This is a genomic window from Pseudoxanthomonas sp. 134C1 (assembly GCF_057773065.1).
In genome coordinates, this window is the sequence record NZ_JBYMTH010000002.1 from 313,323 (window position 1) to 329,235 (window position 15,913).

Consider the following 15,913-nt stretch of genomic DNA (forward strand, 5'->3'; position numbering starts at 1 on the left):
AGGTAAGCCGGCTATTCTAAGCCATTGAACGGCGGAAGGAAACCGATCCTAGGCGGGGATTTCCCAGGGCTGGCTGGCCAGCGCCGCGCCCAGGCGCCCCAGGAAGGCCGGATCGGTCGCATAAGCGGCCTCGTCGATGCCCCGGATGGCCTGCAGGCCGCTGGCATTGGCGGCGAACGCGGCCTGGAAGTCCCCCGCTTCGGCCAGGGTGACCGGCCGCACCCGCTGGGGAATGCCCTGCTCCGCCAGTCCGGCCTGGAGCAGTTGCTCGCAGGTCCCGCGCAGGGCCGGCGCCTCGGGCCACACCACCACCTCGCCGTCCCAGAACCCCAGGTTCCAGATGGAACCTTCGCTGAGGGTTCCGTCCGGCCCGACGAACAGGGCGTCGTCATAGCCGTCGAGCAGCGCCTGCCGCCGATAGTGGAACAGCGGGAAGGTGCCGACGTGTTTCAAGTGCGGCTGCGACCGCTGGAAGGGATACGACTTCACCCGCAACGCCGGCTTGTTGTCCGCGGCGGCGGGTCCGAGGGTGATCAGCACGTCCGGCGTCACCGGCCGCAGTGGCTGCCGATAGTCGAAATCGCGGGCGAACACGGTGAATCGCAGCGAGGCGTCCGTCGGCCCCGCGCCCAGCGCGGCGCGCAGTTCGGTGACGATGCGCTCGCGTCGCAGCTCGGTGCCGAACAGCTCGCGGGTGGCACGTTGCAGCCGGACCACATGGAAGTCCAGCCCCTGCACCGCCCGGTTGCGCACCTGCATCGCGGTGAAGTGACCGTAGTTCACCACCGCCAGCGCGCGCAGCGCGTCGGCGTCGGCGGGCTGTCCGTTGAGCAGGGCGATGGGCATGGTTCCGTCTCAGCCGTTGTTGTCGAACACCACTATGGGAACGACGTCGGTCGCGATTCGACGGCAGTGGAACATCCGGGATTTCGCGACCGACGTCGCTCCCACGGGAGGAGGCATCAGGATCAGCGGAACGGCAGACCGCCGCGCGCGCCCATCATGCCCTTCATGCCGCGCATCAGACCCTTCATGCCGCCGCCGGCCATCTTGCTCATCATCTTTTCCATCTGCTGATACTGCTTCATCAGCTTGTTGACGTCGGCCGGCGTGGTGCCGGAACCGCGGGCGATGCGCGCGCGGCGCGAGCCGTTGAGCAATGCCGGATTGCGGCGCTCCTTCTTGGTCATCGAGCCGATGATGGCGATCATCCGCGGCACTTCCTTGCCCTGGCTGACCTGCTGCTTCACGTGGTCGGGAATCTGGCCCATGCCCGGCAGCTTGTCGATCAGTCCGCTGATGCCGCCCATGTTCTGCATCTGCTCCAGCTGATCGCGCATGTCGTTGAGGTCGAACTTCTTGCCCTTGGCGACCTTGGCGGCGAGCTTCTCGGCCTTCTCGCGATCGACGTTCTGCTCGACCTGCTCCACCAGCGACAGCACATCGCCCATGTCGAGGATGCGGTTGGCCACCCGCTCCGGATGGAACACGTCCAGGCCATCGGGCTTTTCGCCCACGCCGATGAACTTGATCGGCTTGCCGGTGATGTAGCGCACCGACAGCGCGGCGCCGCCGCGCGCGTCGCCGTCGGTCTTGGTCAGCACCACGCCGGTCAGCGGCAATGCTTCGCTGAAGGCCTTGGCGGTATTGGCGGCGTCCTGGCCGGTCATCGCGTCGACCACGAACAGCGTTTCCACCGGCTTGACCGCCGCGTGCAGCGCCTTGATCTCGGTCATCATCGCCTCGTCGATCGCCAGGCGGCCGGCGGTGTCGACCAGCAGCACGTCGACGAACGACTTGCGCGCATCGTCAATCGCGGCACGCACGATGGCTTCCGGCTTCTGCGAAGCCTCGGACGGGAAGAACAGGACATCCACCTGCTCGGCCAGGGTCTTGAGCTGCTCGATCGCGGCCGGGCGGTAGACGTCGGCGCTGACCACCATGACCTTCTTCTTGCGGCGTTCCTTCAGGTGCTTGGCGAGCTTGCCGACCGTGGTGGTCTTGCCCGCGCCCTGCAGGCCCGCCATCAGGATGACCGCCGGCGCCGGCACGTTGAGGTTCAGATCGGTCGCCTGCGAACCCATCACCGCGGTCAGCTCGTCGCGGACGATCTTGATCAGCGCCTGGCCAGGGGTGAGCGACTTGAGCACTTCCTGGCCCACCGCGCGCACCTTGATGCGCTCGATCAGGGCCTGCACCACCGGCAGCGCGACATCGGCTTCCAGCAGGGCGATGCGGACCTCGCGGGTGGCTTCGCGGATGTTCTCCTCACTCAGGCGGCCACGGCCGCGCAGCCGCTCGATGGTGCCGGAAAGACGCTGGGTGAGGGACTCGAACATGGGGACGGAACCTGGGAAAACGGACGCGGATTATAGCCCGGCGGGGCGGGAGGTCCCGGCGCGCGGCTTTCCCGCGCCCGCCGCGCTGTTCCCGCTTCCGGCCCTATGCGACACTTCGCCGATGACAATCGTTCTCATCGCCATCCTCGGCTACCTGACCGCCACCGCCCTGCTGGTCCGCGCGGCCGCGCAATCGGCGCTGGACGCGCGGCGGGGCTGGTTGTGGCCGGCGCTGCTCGCGGTGATCTTGCATGGCGGCTACCACCTGCTGGTGGCCTGGCGTACCGCTGGCGGGCCGGACATGCATTTCTATTCGGCGCTGTCGCTGGTCAGCCTGGGCATGGCCGCGCTGACCGCGCTGGCTGGCGCGCGCGGCCGGATGGCGACGCTGGGCGTGGTCGCCTTTCCGCTCGCGGCGGTGCTGCTGCTCGCCTACCACGAGTTCGGGCACGAACCCTCCCCCGGTCTGGACTGGCGCCTGCAACTGCACGCCTGGATGGCCCTGCTGGCCTACGCCACGCTGGCGGTCGCGGCGCTGCTGGCGATCATGCTGCTGGTCCAGGAACGCGCGCTGCGGCGACGCCAGTTCCATGCCTGGCTGCGCGCCCTGCCGCCGCTGACCGAGCTGGAAGATCTGCTGTTCCGGACCATCGCGGTCGGTTTCGCCCTGCTCACCGCCACCCTGCTGACCGGCGTGCTGTTCGTGGAGAACCTGCTGGCCCAGCACCTGGTCCACAAGACCGTGCTCAGCGTGCTGTCCTGGCTGGCCTTCGGCGCGCTGCTGGTCGGCCGCTGGCGCTACGGCTGGCGCGGCAGCAAGGCCGCCGGCTGGACCCTGTTCGCGATGGCCCTGTTGCTGCTGGCGTTCTTCGGCAGCAAGTACGTGCTGGAACAGGTGCTGCACCGCGCCTGAGCACTCAACGGCGGTACCGCCGCCATGTTCGTCGTCGTCGCAGCCGGGTTCGTCGCCCGGCGCCGGCTTCCATCGGATCCGCCCGCTTTCCCGCATCCGCCCTCGCTATGGTCGCGTCTTCCGCCGTCAAGGAATGAACGCGCATGGCCGCTTTGAATGCTGCTCCCCACCCTCCCCGCCGCTGGCGCTGGCTGCGGCGGCTGTGCCTTGTCATCGCCGCGCTGGTGCTGGCGGCAATCACCTGGGATGTCGCCAGTTACGATGCACGCCCCTGGCTCGCCGATTACCAGCGGCTCAAGCGCGACATGGCGCAGGGCTACGCGAACCTGGACTGGATCGCCGCGCACCGGCGACTGGACCTGGCCGCGCTGGATCGCGACACCACCGCCGCGCTGAACCGTGCGCATTCGCGCGTGCGCGCCTTCCTGGCACTGCGCAGTTTCGTCAAACGTTTCGGTGATCCGCATCTGCGGCTGGAACCGGCGCAGCGCCCTGCGCCGCAGCCGCTCGCCTCCAGCACGGATACCGCGACCGAACCTGCCGATCCCGTGGCCGGCGCCGACTGCGAAGCCGCCGGCTACGAAAAGGACGAACACGACTTCATCCTGCCATTCGCGACGCTGCCCGACTGGCGCGCGTTGCCGGGCAAGCACTTCCCCGCCGGCCGATTCGGCGACGTCGGCGTGCTGCGCATCGCCCAGTTCGGCGAGCAGCGTTACCGGGCCGCCTGCCGGCAGGTGTTCCAGGCGGGCATCGGCCAACGTGCCTTGCAACTGCGGGTGCGCGCATACCTGCAATTGGAACTGGCCCGCACGCTGGCCGCCCTGCATGCGGGCGGTGCCCGCCGCCTGCTGGTCGACGTGACCGGCAATGGCGGTGGCAGCGAATGGGTATCAGAAGTCATCACCCTGCTCGCGCCGCGCGAACTGGCGCGTTCCGCACCGCGCATGAGCGCACCGGCCTGTGATCGCGGCCGCGTCTGGTACGGCGATACCGAATGTCCGGTGCTGGCGCCAGAGGGTGAACGCGAACGGCTCCCCGGGCGCGGCGCCTGGCCCGGTCGCGTTTTCATCCTCGCGGATCACGGCACCGCTTCGGCATCGGAAGACCTGGTCGCCTGGCTGCAGCAGGACAAGGCCGCCACGGTTCTCGGCGAACGTACGCTCGGCGCGGGGTGCGGTTATGTCGACGGCGGCGGGCGCACCGCCTTGAGCGTGGCGCCATTCGACGTGGTCATGCCCAATTGCGCGCGCTTCCTCGCTGATGGCACCAACGAAATCGAAGGCATCGCGCCCGACATCGCGATCGCCCTGCACGATGGGGATGGCATGCAGCGCCTGCTCACCGCGCTCGCGCAACCCGCTCTTCGCGCGACGGCGGCTACTCCGCCGCCTCCAGCGCCTGCGACAGCCGTTCCACCGCGATCACCTCCAGCCCCTTGAACGTGCCCGATTTGGGCGCGTTGCCCTTGGGCACGATGGCGCGTTTGAAGCCATGCGTGGCCGCCTCGCGCAGGCGTTCCTCGCCGTTGGGCACCGGTCGGATTTCGCCGGACAGGCCGACTTCGCCGAACGCCACGGTCTTCTCCGCCAGCGGTCGATCCCGCAGCGACGACAGTACCGCCAGCAGCACCGGCAGATCCGCCGCGGTTTCCTGTACACGGATGCCGCCGACCACGTTCACGAACACGTCCTGATCGCCGACCACGATGCCGCCGTGGCGATGCAGCACGGCCAGCAGCATCGCCAGCCGGTTCTGTTCGAGACCCACCGCGACGCGGCGCGGGTTGGACAGTGGCGAGGCGTCCACCAGCGCCTGCACTTCCACCATCAGCGGGCGGGTGCCTTCGCGGGTCACCAGCACGCAGCTGCCGGGCTGCTGCGCGCTGCTGCCGGACAGGAAGATCGCCGAAGGATTGGAGACTTCCTTCAGGCCCTTCTCGCCCATCGCGAAGACGCCCAGCTCATTGACCGCGCCGAAGCGGTTCTTGAATGCGCGCAGCAGGCGGAAGCGGCTGCCGCTCTCGCCCTCGAAATACAGCACGGCGTCGACCATGTGTTCCAGTACGCGCGGGCCGGCGATGCCGCCTTCCTTGGTGACGTGGCCAACCAGGAACACGGCGGTGCCGGTTTCCTTCGCATAGCGCACCAGCCGCGCCGCGCTCTCGCGCACCTGGCTGACCGAACCAGGCGCGGCGGTCAGCGACTCGGTCCACAACGTCTGCACCGAGTCGGCCACGATCAGCCGTGGTCGCGCCGAGGACGCATGCTGGAGGATGTTCTCGATGCCGGTTTCGGCCAGCGCCTGCAGGTTGTCCAGCGGCAGGTCCAGGCGCACCGCGCGTCCGGCCACCTGCGCCAGTGATTCCTCGCCGGTCACGTACAGCGCCGGAAAACTGGCCGACATCTTCGCCAGCGCCTGCAGCAGCAGGGTCGACTTGCCGATGCCGGGATCGCCGCCGACCAGCACCACCGCACCCTCGACCAATCCACCGCCCAGCACGCGATCGAACTCGCCGATACCAGTGCTGACCCGCGCTTCCTCGCTGTGGCGGACATCCTTGAGCGCGGTGATCTTCGGTGCGTCGGCCTTGCCCGCCCAACCGCTGCGGCGGGTCGCGGGTGGGCCGGCGGCCGCTTCCAGCGCGATCTGGGTCAGCGTGTTCCAGGCATTGCATTCGCCGCACTGCCCCTGCCATTTGGTGAATTCCGCGCCGCACTCGTTGCAGACATACGCGGTCCTGGCCTTGCCCATCGTCTCGCCTTGCCAAACTGGAGGCCCTCAGGATACCGGAGCGGGATCGCAGGGATGGAGACGCGCTTGGAGGGGGGCATCCCGCGGAAATCCCCCGTCGGCCGCCGCGCGGCCGCCCGCCCCCTTTTCCAGGCGCTTCTCAACAGCCGAATGGCTGATCAAGGGGGTCAAGAAAGCAGCCTTTCGAACTCCGAGCGTTCGTATTCCTGACCAAAGAAAGTGCTGAGGGAACCCCGTTTCTGCCTCCCCCTTGATCAGCCATTCGACTGTTGAAAGCGAAAAAGGGATTGAGGGGGATTTGCTTCCCCACCCGCCACAATGCGCAACCCGGGTCAACGCCGTCCCGGCAGGCTGTCCCCGCGCCCCGAGGAACCCCGGACCGAATGAAACGCCCCGCCACCCGCCGCAGCTACGCCGCCCGCATCGAGAAAGTGGTCACCCACCTGGTCGCCCACCTCGACCAGCCGCTCACCCTCGAGCACCTGGCGGAGATCGGCCACTTCTCGCCCTATCACTTCCACCGCATCTATCGCGGCGCGATGGGCGAAACCGTGGCCGACACCCTGCGGCGCATGCGCCTGCATCGCGCCGCGGTCGAACTGCGGCACGGCACGCGCTCGCTGTCGGCCATCGCCGGCCGTTGCGGCTACGGCAGCGCGGCGGCCTTCAACCGGGCATTCGCGCAGGCTTACGGAATTCCTCCGGGCGCATTCCGCCAGCGCGGCATGGAAGCGACGCTTCCGCCGCGCCCCGACCTGTCCGAACCCGAGGATTTCCCCATGTACGACGTCAGCATCCAGACCTTCCCCGATCTCACGGTGGCTGCCCTGCCCCATCGCGGCAACTACCAGGATATCGGCGAGAGCTTCGAGAAACTTGCCGCCTGGTCGGCCGGCCAGGGCGTGCCGCCGCAGGCGCGATCGTTCGGCCTGTACTACGACGATCCCGAAAGCGTGCCCGCCGACGCGCTGCGCTCCGATGCCTGCGTGGAAATCGCCTCGACCGCCGCCGTGCAGGCGCCGTTGCGTCCGCTGACGATCGCCGGCGGCCGCTACGCGGTGCTGGTCCACGTGGGACCGTACGCGGAACTGGATCGTCCCTATCGCTGGCTGTTCGGTGAATGGCTGCCGGCAAGTGGCGAGGAAGCCGCCGACGCGCCGGTGATGGAGGAATACCTCAACGATCCGCGCAGCGCGCCACCGAGTGAATGGCGCACGGCGATCTGCGTGCCCTTGCGCTGAGCGGCATTGAATGGCGCGGCGGCGACACCGCCGCCGCGCCTTTGCGCCTCAGCGCGCCTTGTACAGCTCGGCCAGCCGATCCGGCTTGCCAGCGATGCGTTCCAGATGCGGATATTGCAGGCCGTCGAAGTACGGGACGCGTACCGTCTCGATGCGGTCGAAGCGCTTGACCACTAGTTCGATTGGCGCCTTGCTGTCCTTGGCCGCGGTCACCGCGTCCTTCAGCGCCTCGGCGCTGTACTCGCGCCCGTTGACGCCCAGCAGGGTCATGCCCGGCGCCAGCCCGGCGTTGAACGCCGGACCATCCCAGCGCACGTCGCCGAGCACGCCCGCGCCGCTGGCGGACAGTCCCAGCGAATAGGTCAGGTTCGCATCCTTCCGCTCGCTTTCCATTGCCTTGAACGCATCGCTGGGCTTGTCGGTGTAGACCAGCTTCCAGCCCGCCGCTTCCAGTCCGCCGATCAGCGGACCATGCCCATCCACGCGCAAACGCAGGAACGCGGCCCAGTCGAACGGCGCGATGCCGTTGAGGGTGGCGACGATGTCGTCGAAGGTATACGGATTCACCTCCCAAACGCCGTTGTCCATGCCGAAGAACGCCTTGGCGAAATCGTCGATGGAACGCTTGTTGTGGCTCAGTTCGCGCAGCTTGCCGTCCACTTCCAGCCAGATCATCTGTCCGCCTGAGTAGTAGTCCTCGCTCATCTGGTAGTTGCGGAACGGCAGCGAGCGGCGCGAGGCGATGGTCGGATCGTTGGTGGTGTCCTGGATGTTGCGCCAGGCCAGGCCAGGGCGGCCGCGGTCGTAGACGCCGGCCACCAGTGCCAGCGAATCGCGCGCCTGCTCCTGGCTCCACAGGCCCGAGCGCGCGGCCAGTACATGACCCCAGAACTGGGTCTGGCCTTCGTACAGCCACAGCAGGCTGTCCCCCATCGGCACGTTGAAGCTGGGGGTGGCCAGATCCGCGCCACGGCGGTACTTGCCGTTCCAGGAATGGTTGAACTCGTGCGGCAGCAGATCCCGGCCCTGCCAGGTCTTGTCCCAGTCGGTGAAATAGCCGCGCTCGCCGCTGTTCTCGCTGGAGCGGTGGTGCTCCAAACCTATGCCGCCCAGCTTGTCGGTCAGCGCGAGCAGGAATTCGTAGTGATCGAAATGGCGCGCGCCGTAGAGCTTGCTGGCCTGGGTGACCAGCGCCTGATGCGCCTTGATGTGCTCGGGCTTGGCTTCCAGATCCTTGGCTTCGTCGGCGAACACATTCAGATGCACCGGCTGTTTGGCGCCCGGATCCAGATCGATGCGCTTGTAGTGCTTGCCGGCGAACATCGGCGAGTCGACCAGATCGTCAAAGCGGATCGGCTTGAAGCAGACCGTGTCGCCATTGCGGGTATCGGTGGTCAGCGCGGTGGCGTACGACCAGCCCTGCGGCAGCTTCACGCAGGCCTGCGCCTGCACGTTGCGACTGTAGTACCCCGCCGGATACAGCGAGGTGGAATCCCATTGCAGGTTGAGCATGTCCGGGGTCATCACCACCCGCCCCTGCGATCCCCCCTGCGAGGACAGGAACTGGAACTCGGCGGTCACTTCACTCACGCCCGCCGGCACTTCCACGTGGAAGGCATACACGTTGAACTGATCGCGCACCCACGGCAGCCGTTGGCCGTTGGCGGTGATCACCAGGCCCGCCATCTTTTCGATGGGACCGGCCGGCGAATGCTTGCCCGGCAGCCACTGTGGATACAACAGGGTCAACCGCCCCGCCTGCGCCGGAATGGTCTCGCGCACGCGGAAGATGCGGCGATTGAGATCGGTGGCGTCCACTTCGATGCGCAGTTGCCCGTTGAACGGTACATCCTTCGGCGCGGGCACTTCGTCCGCCCGCGCGGCGGACGACGCCAGTCCGGCCAGGGGCATCAACAGAGACAACGAGACGGCAAGGGCAAGTGGCTTCATCGAGGGTTCCACGAAACGGTAACCGCCCGATGCTAAGGGCTGGGTCCGGACGGGTCCGTAGGCCATTGGTCATGGTCGCCGTGACGGACTACCCTACCGTCCATATCCGCCCCGACAGGAGTTCCCATGGCAGAGTGGATCTGCACCGCCTGCAACGCCAGCAACGAAGAGGAATTCAACATCTGCTGGCAATGCGGCACCGGCCATGACGGCACACCGCCCGACCCAGCGTTCGACCGCGGCCAGGAAACGCAGCACGAATCTTTTCGCATGTTGCAGTGTCTGCGCTGCGCCTCACCGCTGAAGCTGGTGGGCATCAGGAAATTCCATGAAGGCTCCCGTCTTCCGCCTTTCCTGCTAGGCGAACTTGGCGAACTGCTGGTCAATCGCGAACAGTTTGAGATCTATAGCTGCAGCCACTGCGGAAAAGTCGAGTTCTTCCTGCCGCAACGCCCCTAGTGATGTATTCATGGCTGAGTCAAGAACGACAACTTGCGTCGACTCTAAAGAATCCTCCAAAGAGCAAGAGCCCTCCATTCCTTCGCAATTTAGCTTCGTCGATGGCGAGAAAATAAGGTCCGGAGAAGCAAACAGGAGCTCTTCTTCTGTTTTTGAAACGTACTTGCTAAAAGAAAGACAACCATAATAAGAAAATTTAGTGCTCTGTCGGCAGCACACAAAATCCATCAAATAAATGAGATTACCACCCTATTCACCATTACAGATAGCACCCTTATCCGGATATCTGGCCAGACACCACTCAATCCATTTATCTCTATTCTCTTGACGCTCTTGAGCCGTCGCGCCGTTGTACACAAAAACAAAGCTTTCACCCGTCATCTGACTCAAAATGGCAGCCAAGGCATCATGCGTCACCTCAGGGCCATAGTGACGGACACCCTCGAATGCATCCGACGCCCTGTTCTGAAGGTTAATTTCCCGCGCCGCCAGCGGTCGCATATCACCAAGATGGCCAACAAGATATGGCGCCACCTGGTTCCCAAGGGACTCCAATTCACCAAATGCCTTTTGCGCTGCCTTTTCTGATCTAGCCATCTTATCGACAAGCCTGGAAACGCTGCTCTGCAAAGATTCATTATCACGAGCACTGGCAAAATCTGGAAACAGGAACAGCGCAAGGATCACAATATAACCATGCGCAAAAAAATCACTCCTCACTTCACCCCAAATACTCAACCACTCCCTTGCCAAGGATAAATCGGGAATAACACCCCCTGTCATGCGAAAGAATAATTTAGTTTCCGAAATCATCAAATCCCACTACCAAAAGCAAGAAAACAGTCATGGACCCATATGCCAAATTCACTTAGCAACCACCAAGCGGGACAGTTGTGTAAATTTTTCACTCCAATTCCTAGCACCTATCTGCCTTTCAGGATTCACCAACTACACACCGTCCACACTTCATCCATGCACTCACTCCGCCAAGCCATCACTAGTCGAGCACAACTTCATAGTAAACCGTCCTTTCCAGCGGCCTATCGTACTCAAGCAAACTAGAAACTGTTCTAGAAATAACCCGAGTATCATCAAATTCAATGTCGACGCGATAACTTTCCGACTGATTACCTCCCGTTAAAACTAACTTTGCCCCCTTACCTGAACCAACAATTCGCCCAACCCTCAAGTCCGCGAGATCGGAGAAAACGGAAGTCGGAATAATGATTCTCCTCCCATTCACAAGAATGCCAATTTTCTTTACCCCACTGCATTGATGCACGTTTCCAGCACACAATGCCGCCCTAGCATCAGCACCCCCAATGCTGATGGAATCAATATTTGCGTTTACATCCATCCCTTCGACATTTGTTCTCATCGTGGTAGTTCCGACTACCTTAATCTGAACATCTCTATTTTTTTTCCCGGCACGCCCTACCTGCCAAATGGAAATTAGCGCCAGTGTCAACAATAATTTCCTCATTGTTCACCCAATTCGTAACTAGAAAAGAATGGAATCGTGTTGATGATTAGTGGATCTTCAACAACTAGTTCGGAATCACCGCTCTTCCCGATTTGATCGCGAACATCTCGATCAAATATCATGCACCCTTCAGAAGCAGACCGATTTCGCCTGCCATTGTCTCCATGAATCAAGAATCCCGCACGACCATGCATGCTATTTGATGGCACCGGCGTCAACCTCATTGAGGCGCGCAATCGCAACCCGCTGCCTGTCACATTATCTTGTTGCCGTTCGATCCTATATGTTCCTGTAGGAATCGGACCAACACTGTTTACCTCCTGCATCGATGGATTGTTTACGCCGCTCCCATGCCCGGCATATCCACTTGCCACGTAAACTCCGTCGTGAGTCAGTTCACCCGTCCTTGAGTTGTATCGCCAAGTCAGCCCCATCGGGTCGATAAACAACAAAGGATTACCATTGGCATATCCATAGGTATTCATTCCACCAGTCAAGCCAATCGGATCGGATTGCGTGTACCGTCCTAGTCGAGAGTCATAGTACCGATTGATGTTGTACCAGAGCCCGCTCTCCTGATCGTAGTATTGCCCAGGGAACCCGATATTTAGCCCCCCTACACTGTCCAGTGTCACTTTTCGGTCGAAAGCGAAGTTGTTTGCTCGCCATACCACCGCCTTCGCGCTGTTGGTTGCAATCTCCGGTCGCCCCAAATGATCACCGTGGATGTAGTACAACTGTCTCCCACGCAGCATTCCTACCAACTCACCACCGAACCACAAGTAGTTGGTCCATTCGCCGGTGCTCTCCTTTCGTTCTGCCAGCAGCGCACTGCCCGAGCCGTATATATAGCGGTAGCTCCCGTGACTGGGGGTGGTCTTCCAGACCCTCTCGTTGAACGCGTTGTAGCGGTAGCGGGTGGTTCCCGCCGCGAGATGGATGGTGGAATAGTTGGGTTCCGCCTGATTGATAGCGATATCGCGCATCACGCTCGCCATCCGATTGAAGGCATCATAGCCGTAGGTTGCCGTAGATCCCCCCCAGGACTGGGAGCTTCGGTTGCCTATGCTGTCATGGATGTAGCCATGGGACGTCATGGTGCTGATGCGATTGCTTTTGGGATCTACCGTCAGACTTTCGTCCCATGTCCATGTGTGACGTGTCTTGTTGCCATTCGCGTCGTATTGGAAGTACTGATTTCCCACCCCTGACGTAAAGCTTGTGAGCCTGCTCAAGGCATCGTAGCTGAAGTTCTGCGTCAGATTGGGGGCAACGTAGTTCACGATTCTGATCACATCGTCGACCGCGTTATACGCCATCCCCTGGCTCTGCAGCGTCTCTCTCTCATTCATGGTTGCAACTTCGGTCACTCGGCCATCGCCCGCCACGTACCCTTGATCCAGGGACAGGCGACGTGTCAGGCCATTGCCATATGCCCAACCAATGGGCAATCCGAATGCAGTGTATCCAGCGCCTTTGATGACATTGCTGATCACGCCGCCTACGTTGATGGTCATCGATTTCAGCTCTCCTTCCGCGTAACCGTAGCCCACGGCGGAACCATCCGGATAGGCAATGGCATTGGTGCGTCCAAGGTTGTCGTAGTAGTAGCGGCTCCAGTGATCCGCCTTGATTCCGTTGAACGAAGCTATTTCGCGACGAATCGCAACACTACCCTCAGGCGTGTAGGCATAGTGAAGCGCGTACTCCGGGCTGCTCGTATCGCACAGACGCCCTTTCCCATTGCTGCACCAATCGTAGCCAAAGGTTTGGGTGCTTCCGCCGCCAGAGGCACTTATCAATCGACCGGCACTATCGTACGTGAAAGTGGTCGTGGCACCGTTGGCCCTGCGCATCCCCACCCTCAGACCTGCATCGTTGTACGTAAAAATTGTTGTGCCAGTGTCAGGACTGGTCTGGGACCAGACTTGTCCGAATCCGTCAGGGGCATAGGTCGTGGCGTTTCCTTTGGGATCGATGATCTTCCCCACTCTATCGGCGTTGTTGTACTCGGTCCTCGTCACCCCTTTGGCTGAATTCGTCTGTGTAATGAGCCGATTGAGTTCGTCATACCCATAAGTGGTCGTTCTGTTGATTGCATCCGTAATGGTCTTGAGATTTCCATTTCCGTCATAGGTGATCCGAACATGTTGGCCGTTGTTGCCACGAATGGCGCGAACACGGCTTAGTTCATCATATTCATAGAATGTCTTTTTCACCGCGCCCAGCATCATTCCAACAATGGGGCGCACAGTGGTGCGACCAATGATCTCTGCGGTTACGTTGGACGCGGGATCCCTGATGATGGTCCTATAGTCATAGGCGGTGGAACTCTTTTTTCTGTACTCACCTACCAGGCGGCGGGCTGGGTCGTACAGGTAATGATGCGATGTCCCGTCAGGATAGCTTGAGTACTCGAGCAGGCCGTTGGCCCCATAGAAGAATCCTGTCGTCGACGCCACACCATTGATATGAGTAGTCATCTTGATCAGACGTCCACGGGCGTCGTAGACGTAGTCTCTGATATCGCCGTTCGGCCCCATGAATCTGCCAGGCAAACCCATGCCATTCATACCGGAATAGATCGTCTGATGGCCAAGCGCATCAGTGGCGCGGACTAGCTCTCCCTTCTGCGTGTACTCAAATACCAATTTCCCCCGCCCGCGCGTTGATACCTCCATCCTGGCGACCAATCCATTGGCATGAAACTGGTAGCCGTAGAGAATCGTCCGAGTCTGGTTGGGAACACCAAAGGGACTTAAATTCTTTTCCGTAATCGAAGAAATCCTGCCTGATGATGTGTATGTATAACTTCTTGACCACTGTCCCGGACGCGTCTCGGTGAGCATTCGGTTCCGTGGTGGTGCATCCCAGGTGTAGAAGGTGGTCCGCTCCGCCTTTGTTCCTACCGCCTCCGCGACTTTTATCAGTTGCCCGGCCCCGTTGTAGTCGTAGTCACGCATGACACCATTGTTGTCGACCAGGACGTCATACTTACCAAATCCACTGTATGTGTAACTACGCACTGATGCAGAACAATTCGCTGACGCGTGCCCGGTGGTTTCCTTGATCTGCATGCCATCAATTACGTGAGTTGATACCCTTCCCAAGGGATTTGTTTCAACCACTTTGACGACATTCCTGTCCTTGTCCTCGGTATAGACAAGCCGGGTCCGCTCCACGCCACGCGCGTGTTCGCTGAGGACTGCGCGCCCCGCTGCATCGTAGGCGAACGTGGAGTAACGCACGCCGTTATAGGACTTCCCCACCAGGTATATCCTCCCGGGGACAGAGGAAAAATGATAGGTCAGCACATCGGCGACCGTGCCAGGATAAGAGACAGTCGCCTGCGTTGTCGTGTTTGTGTATGAATACTTCGATCCTGCCGGGTCGACGACAGAAGAGACCTGCCTGCCAGTCCAGAAGAACTGGATGTAGCGTCCATTGGAATGGGTAACCCGTTGCAGTTGCATTCCCTTGTCGCCACCGTAGGTATAGGTCCAACTGATACCATTCGGGTTCGTCTCCTTGAGGATTCGACCTTCCCCTGTGTAGTGCTCGGTATTCTCACCATCTATCCTGAGAACCCACCCCGTAGCTTCGGATCCGGTAATGGGATACATCTCGTTGGGTGTTCCAAAGCTCCATTGATAGACCAGCACCTTGCGACCATCGGGTCTTTGCGCATAGATCTGAACCAGACGGGTTCCAGTTCCATTTTCGTGTCTAAGAATCAGCTTCTTGTCGAAGTTGCTCAGCCAGTTGTATCCGAAAATGCCTCTGTCATTGATGCCTTGGTTCCAGCTTCTTTGCAGATAAAGCCCTTTTTCTTCAGGCAAAGAGAAATCAACATCAGTTTCAACCTTGTTCCCAGTCGTGATCGTTACCGGATTCCCACGCAGCGATTCGCATTTCCCCTGGAAGGATCTAGCGTCCGACACTGGCGGCGAGTACACAATCGACTCAGCCCATCTTGAATCTCCCAGGTCATGGAGTATCCACTCACGAGGCTGATACCCATCATTCCTGCCATCCGCTCTAGCCTTGCCCTGTTCCAAGATCCGAAAGAGGTGACGCCGTCCAAGTCAGTGGTCTGAGCAGACGCTGGTGATCCGAAGGAACTCCAGAACAGAATGAGCAACAGCATGGGTACTACCATCCTGAAGCCAACCAGGAGCCCCGCTTTTTTTCCTCTTGCCCATTGAGCACCATGGCTGTGAGGGGCGGGGGTGATGTTTCTTTGATATGTCGTGTCCATGCGCATCCCCATTTCTCCAGAAAGGGTCGGCATTGGCCGACCCTTTCTGTCTATAGGGAGCGCGCTGGTACAGGAATCAGAATCTTCCTAAAAAAGAGCGCGCGGCCTCGGGGCGCCGTTTGCAGGACACTTCGTATGGACAAGTTCCCGATCCTGGGAAACTACGCACGAAGCATGTATTGCCGCCTGACTCGAGAAATAAATCTGGAACTCGCCAGTCAATCCATGAAAGTCTCGGTCTTCCTGCAACTCTCCGTGCAGGGTCACGCTGTCGCCATACACGCTTCCGGCCCATCACCAAAAACAAAACCCCGCCGGAGCGGGGTTCTGTCTTGGACTGGTGCCGGAAATAGGAATCGAACCTACGACCTACGCATTACGAATGCGCCGCTCTACCAACTGAGCTATTCCGGCGGAGCCGCGAATTTTAGTGGGCAGTCCGGAGTCGGTCAATTGGTCGGATGCAAGTGGTTGATACAAAAAGGGTTCTGATATCGACGGCTTGGGCATCCGCAG

Annotated in this window: 11 protein-coding genes and 1 tRNA gene; 4 read left to right on the plus strand and 8 right to left on the minus strand. The window is 61.2% G+C overall.

Annotated features, from left to right (window positions below; all coding sequences use genetic code 11):
• Window positions 1-48: 48 nt before the first annotated feature.
• Both AC3DEZ_RS05305 and ffh read right to left on the minus strand, forming a co-directional pair.
• Window positions 49-846, minus strand: coding sequence for an aminotransferase class IV family protein (locus AC3DEZ_RS05305; protein ID WP_488387296.1), 798 nt, complete (start codon window positions 844-846; stop codon window positions 49-51).
• A gap of 122 nt (window positions 847-968) precedes the next feature.
• Complete coding sequence (gene ffh / locus AC3DEZ_RS05310; protein WP_488387297.1) at window positions 969-2,339, minus strand: signal recognition particle protein; 1,371 nt, start codon at window positions 2,337-2,339, stop codon at window positions 969-971.
• A 121-nt stretch (window positions 2,340-2,460) separates the two neighbouring features.
• Here ffh and AC3DEZ_RS05315 point away from each other — a divergent pair, with 121 nt between their 5' ends.
• Window positions 2,461-3,252 (plus strand): cytochrome C assembly family protein, encoded by a 792-nt coding sequence (locus AC3DEZ_RS05315; RefSeq protein WP_488387298.1) that lies wholly within the window; start codon window positions 2,461-2,463, stop codon window positions 3,250-3,252.
• A 143-nt stretch (window positions 3,253-3,395) separates the two neighbouring features.
• Window positions 3,396-4,694: a S41 family peptidase gene (locus tag AC3DEZ_RS05320; protein ID WP_488387299.1), complete on the plus strand. Its 1,299-nt coding sequence runs from the start codon at window positions 3,396-3,398 to the stop codon at window positions 4,692-4,694.
• Here the strand turns inward: AC3DEZ_RS05320 and radA are convergent.
• Entirely contained in the window at window positions 4,633-6,006 is a 1,374-nt protein-coding gene (radA, locus tag AC3DEZ_RS05325; RefSeq protein WP_447101633.1) for a DNA repair protein RadA, read from the minus strand. The two genes, AC3DEZ_RS05320 and radA, sit on opposite strands and share 62 nt — an antisense overlap.
• Window positions 6,007-6,389: 383 nt before the next feature.
• On the opposite strand from radA, the gene AC3DEZ_RS05330 reads away from it, so the two are divergent.
• The gene (locus AC3DEZ_RS05330) at window positions 6,390-7,247 is read left to right on the plus strand and encodes an AraC family transcriptional regulator (RefSeq protein ID WP_488387300.1); all 858 of its coding nucleotides are present in this window, start codon (window positions 6,390-6,392) and stop codon (window positions 7,245-7,247) included.
• A gap of 48 nt (window positions 7,248-7,295) precedes the next feature.
• Here AC3DEZ_RS05330 and AC3DEZ_RS05335 read toward each other — a convergent pair whose 3' ends face one another.
• Window positions 7,296-9,197 (minus strand): M61 family metallopeptidase, encoded by a 1,902-nt coding sequence (locus tag AC3DEZ_RS05335; protein ID WP_488387301.1) that lies wholly within the window; start codon window positions 9,195-9,197, stop codon window positions 7,296-7,298.
• Window positions 9,198-9,323: 126 nt separating this feature from the next.
• On the opposite strand from AC3DEZ_RS05335, the gene AC3DEZ_RS05340 reads away from it, so the two are divergent.
• Window positions 9,324-9,656: a hypothetical protein gene (locus AC3DEZ_RS05340; RefSeq protein WP_488387302.1), complete on the plus strand. Its 333-nt coding sequence runs from the start codon at window positions 9,324-9,326 to the stop codon at window positions 9,654-9,656.
• A gap of 249 nt (window positions 9,657-9,905) precedes the next feature.
• On the opposite strand, the gene AC3DEZ_RS05345 is transcribed toward AC3DEZ_RS05340, so the two are convergent.
• The 4 genes from AC3DEZ_RS05345 to AC3DEZ_RS05360 form a co-directional block, all read right to left on the minus strand.
• Window positions 9,906-10,469, minus strand: a complete 564-nt coding sequence (locus AC3DEZ_RS05345; protein WP_488387303.1) for a hypothetical protein — start codon at window positions 10,467-10,469, stop codon at window positions 9,906-9,908.
• A 184-nt stretch (window positions 10,470-10,653) separates the two neighbouring features.
• Window positions 10,654-11,124, minus strand: coding sequence for a hypothetical protein (locus AC3DEZ_RS05350; RefSeq protein ID WP_488387304.1), 471 nt, complete (start codon window positions 11,122-11,124; stop codon window positions 10,654-10,656).
• Between the two features lie 11 nt (window positions 11,125-11,135).
• The gene (locus tag AC3DEZ_RS05355) at window positions 11,136-15,095 is read right to left on the minus strand and encodes an RHS repeat-associated core domain-containing protein (protein ID WP_488387305.1); all 3,960 of its coding nucleotides are present in this window, start codon (window positions 15,093-15,095) and stop codon (window positions 11,136-11,138) included.
• Between the two features lie 640 nt (window positions 15,096-15,735).
• Window positions 15,736-15,811: transfer RNA gene (locus AC3DEZ_RS05360), tRNA-Thr, on the minus strand.
• Window positions 15,812-15,913 lie beyond the last annotated feature (102 nt).

Excerpts from the sequence above, each read along its gene's own strand:
- AC3DEZ_RS05320 (WP_488387299.1), top strand. The coding sequence starts at position 3,396 with ATGGCCGCTTTGAATGCTGCTCCCCACCCTCCCCGCCGCTGGCGCTGG.
- AC3DEZ_RS05335 (WP_488387301.1), bottom strand. The coding sequence starts at position 9,197 with ATGAAGCCACTTGCCCTTGCCGTCTCGTTGTCTCTGTTGATGCCCCTG.
- radA (WP_447101633.1), bottom strand. The coding sequence starts at position 6,006 with ATGGGCAAGGCCAGGACCGCGTATGTCTGCAACGAGTGCGGCGCGGAA.
- AC3DEZ_RS05340 (WP_488387302.1), top strand. The coding sequence starts at position 9,324 with ATGGCAGAGTGGATCTGCACCGCCTGCAACGCCAGCAACGAAGAGGAA.
- ffh (WP_488387297.1), bottom strand. The coding sequence starts at position 2,339 with ATGTTCGAGTCCCTCACCCAGCGTCTTTCCGGCACCATCGAGCGGCTG.
- AC3DEZ_RS05330 (WP_488387300.1), top strand. The coding sequence starts at position 6,390 with ATGAAACGCCCCGCCACCCGCCGCAGCTACGCCGCCCGCATCGAGAAA.
- AC3DEZ_RS05305 (WP_488387296.1), bottom strand. The coding sequence starts at position 846 with ATGCCCATCGCCCTGCTCAACGGACAGCCCGCCGACGCCGACGCGCTG.
- AC3DEZ_RS05345 (WP_488387303.1), bottom strand. The coding sequence starts at position 10,469 with ATGATTTCGGAAACTAAATTATTCTTTCGCATGACAGGGGGTGTTATT.
- AC3DEZ_RS05315 (WP_488387298.1), top strand. The coding sequence starts at position 2,461 with ATGACAATCGTTCTCATCGCCATCCTCGGCTACCTGACCGCCACCGCC.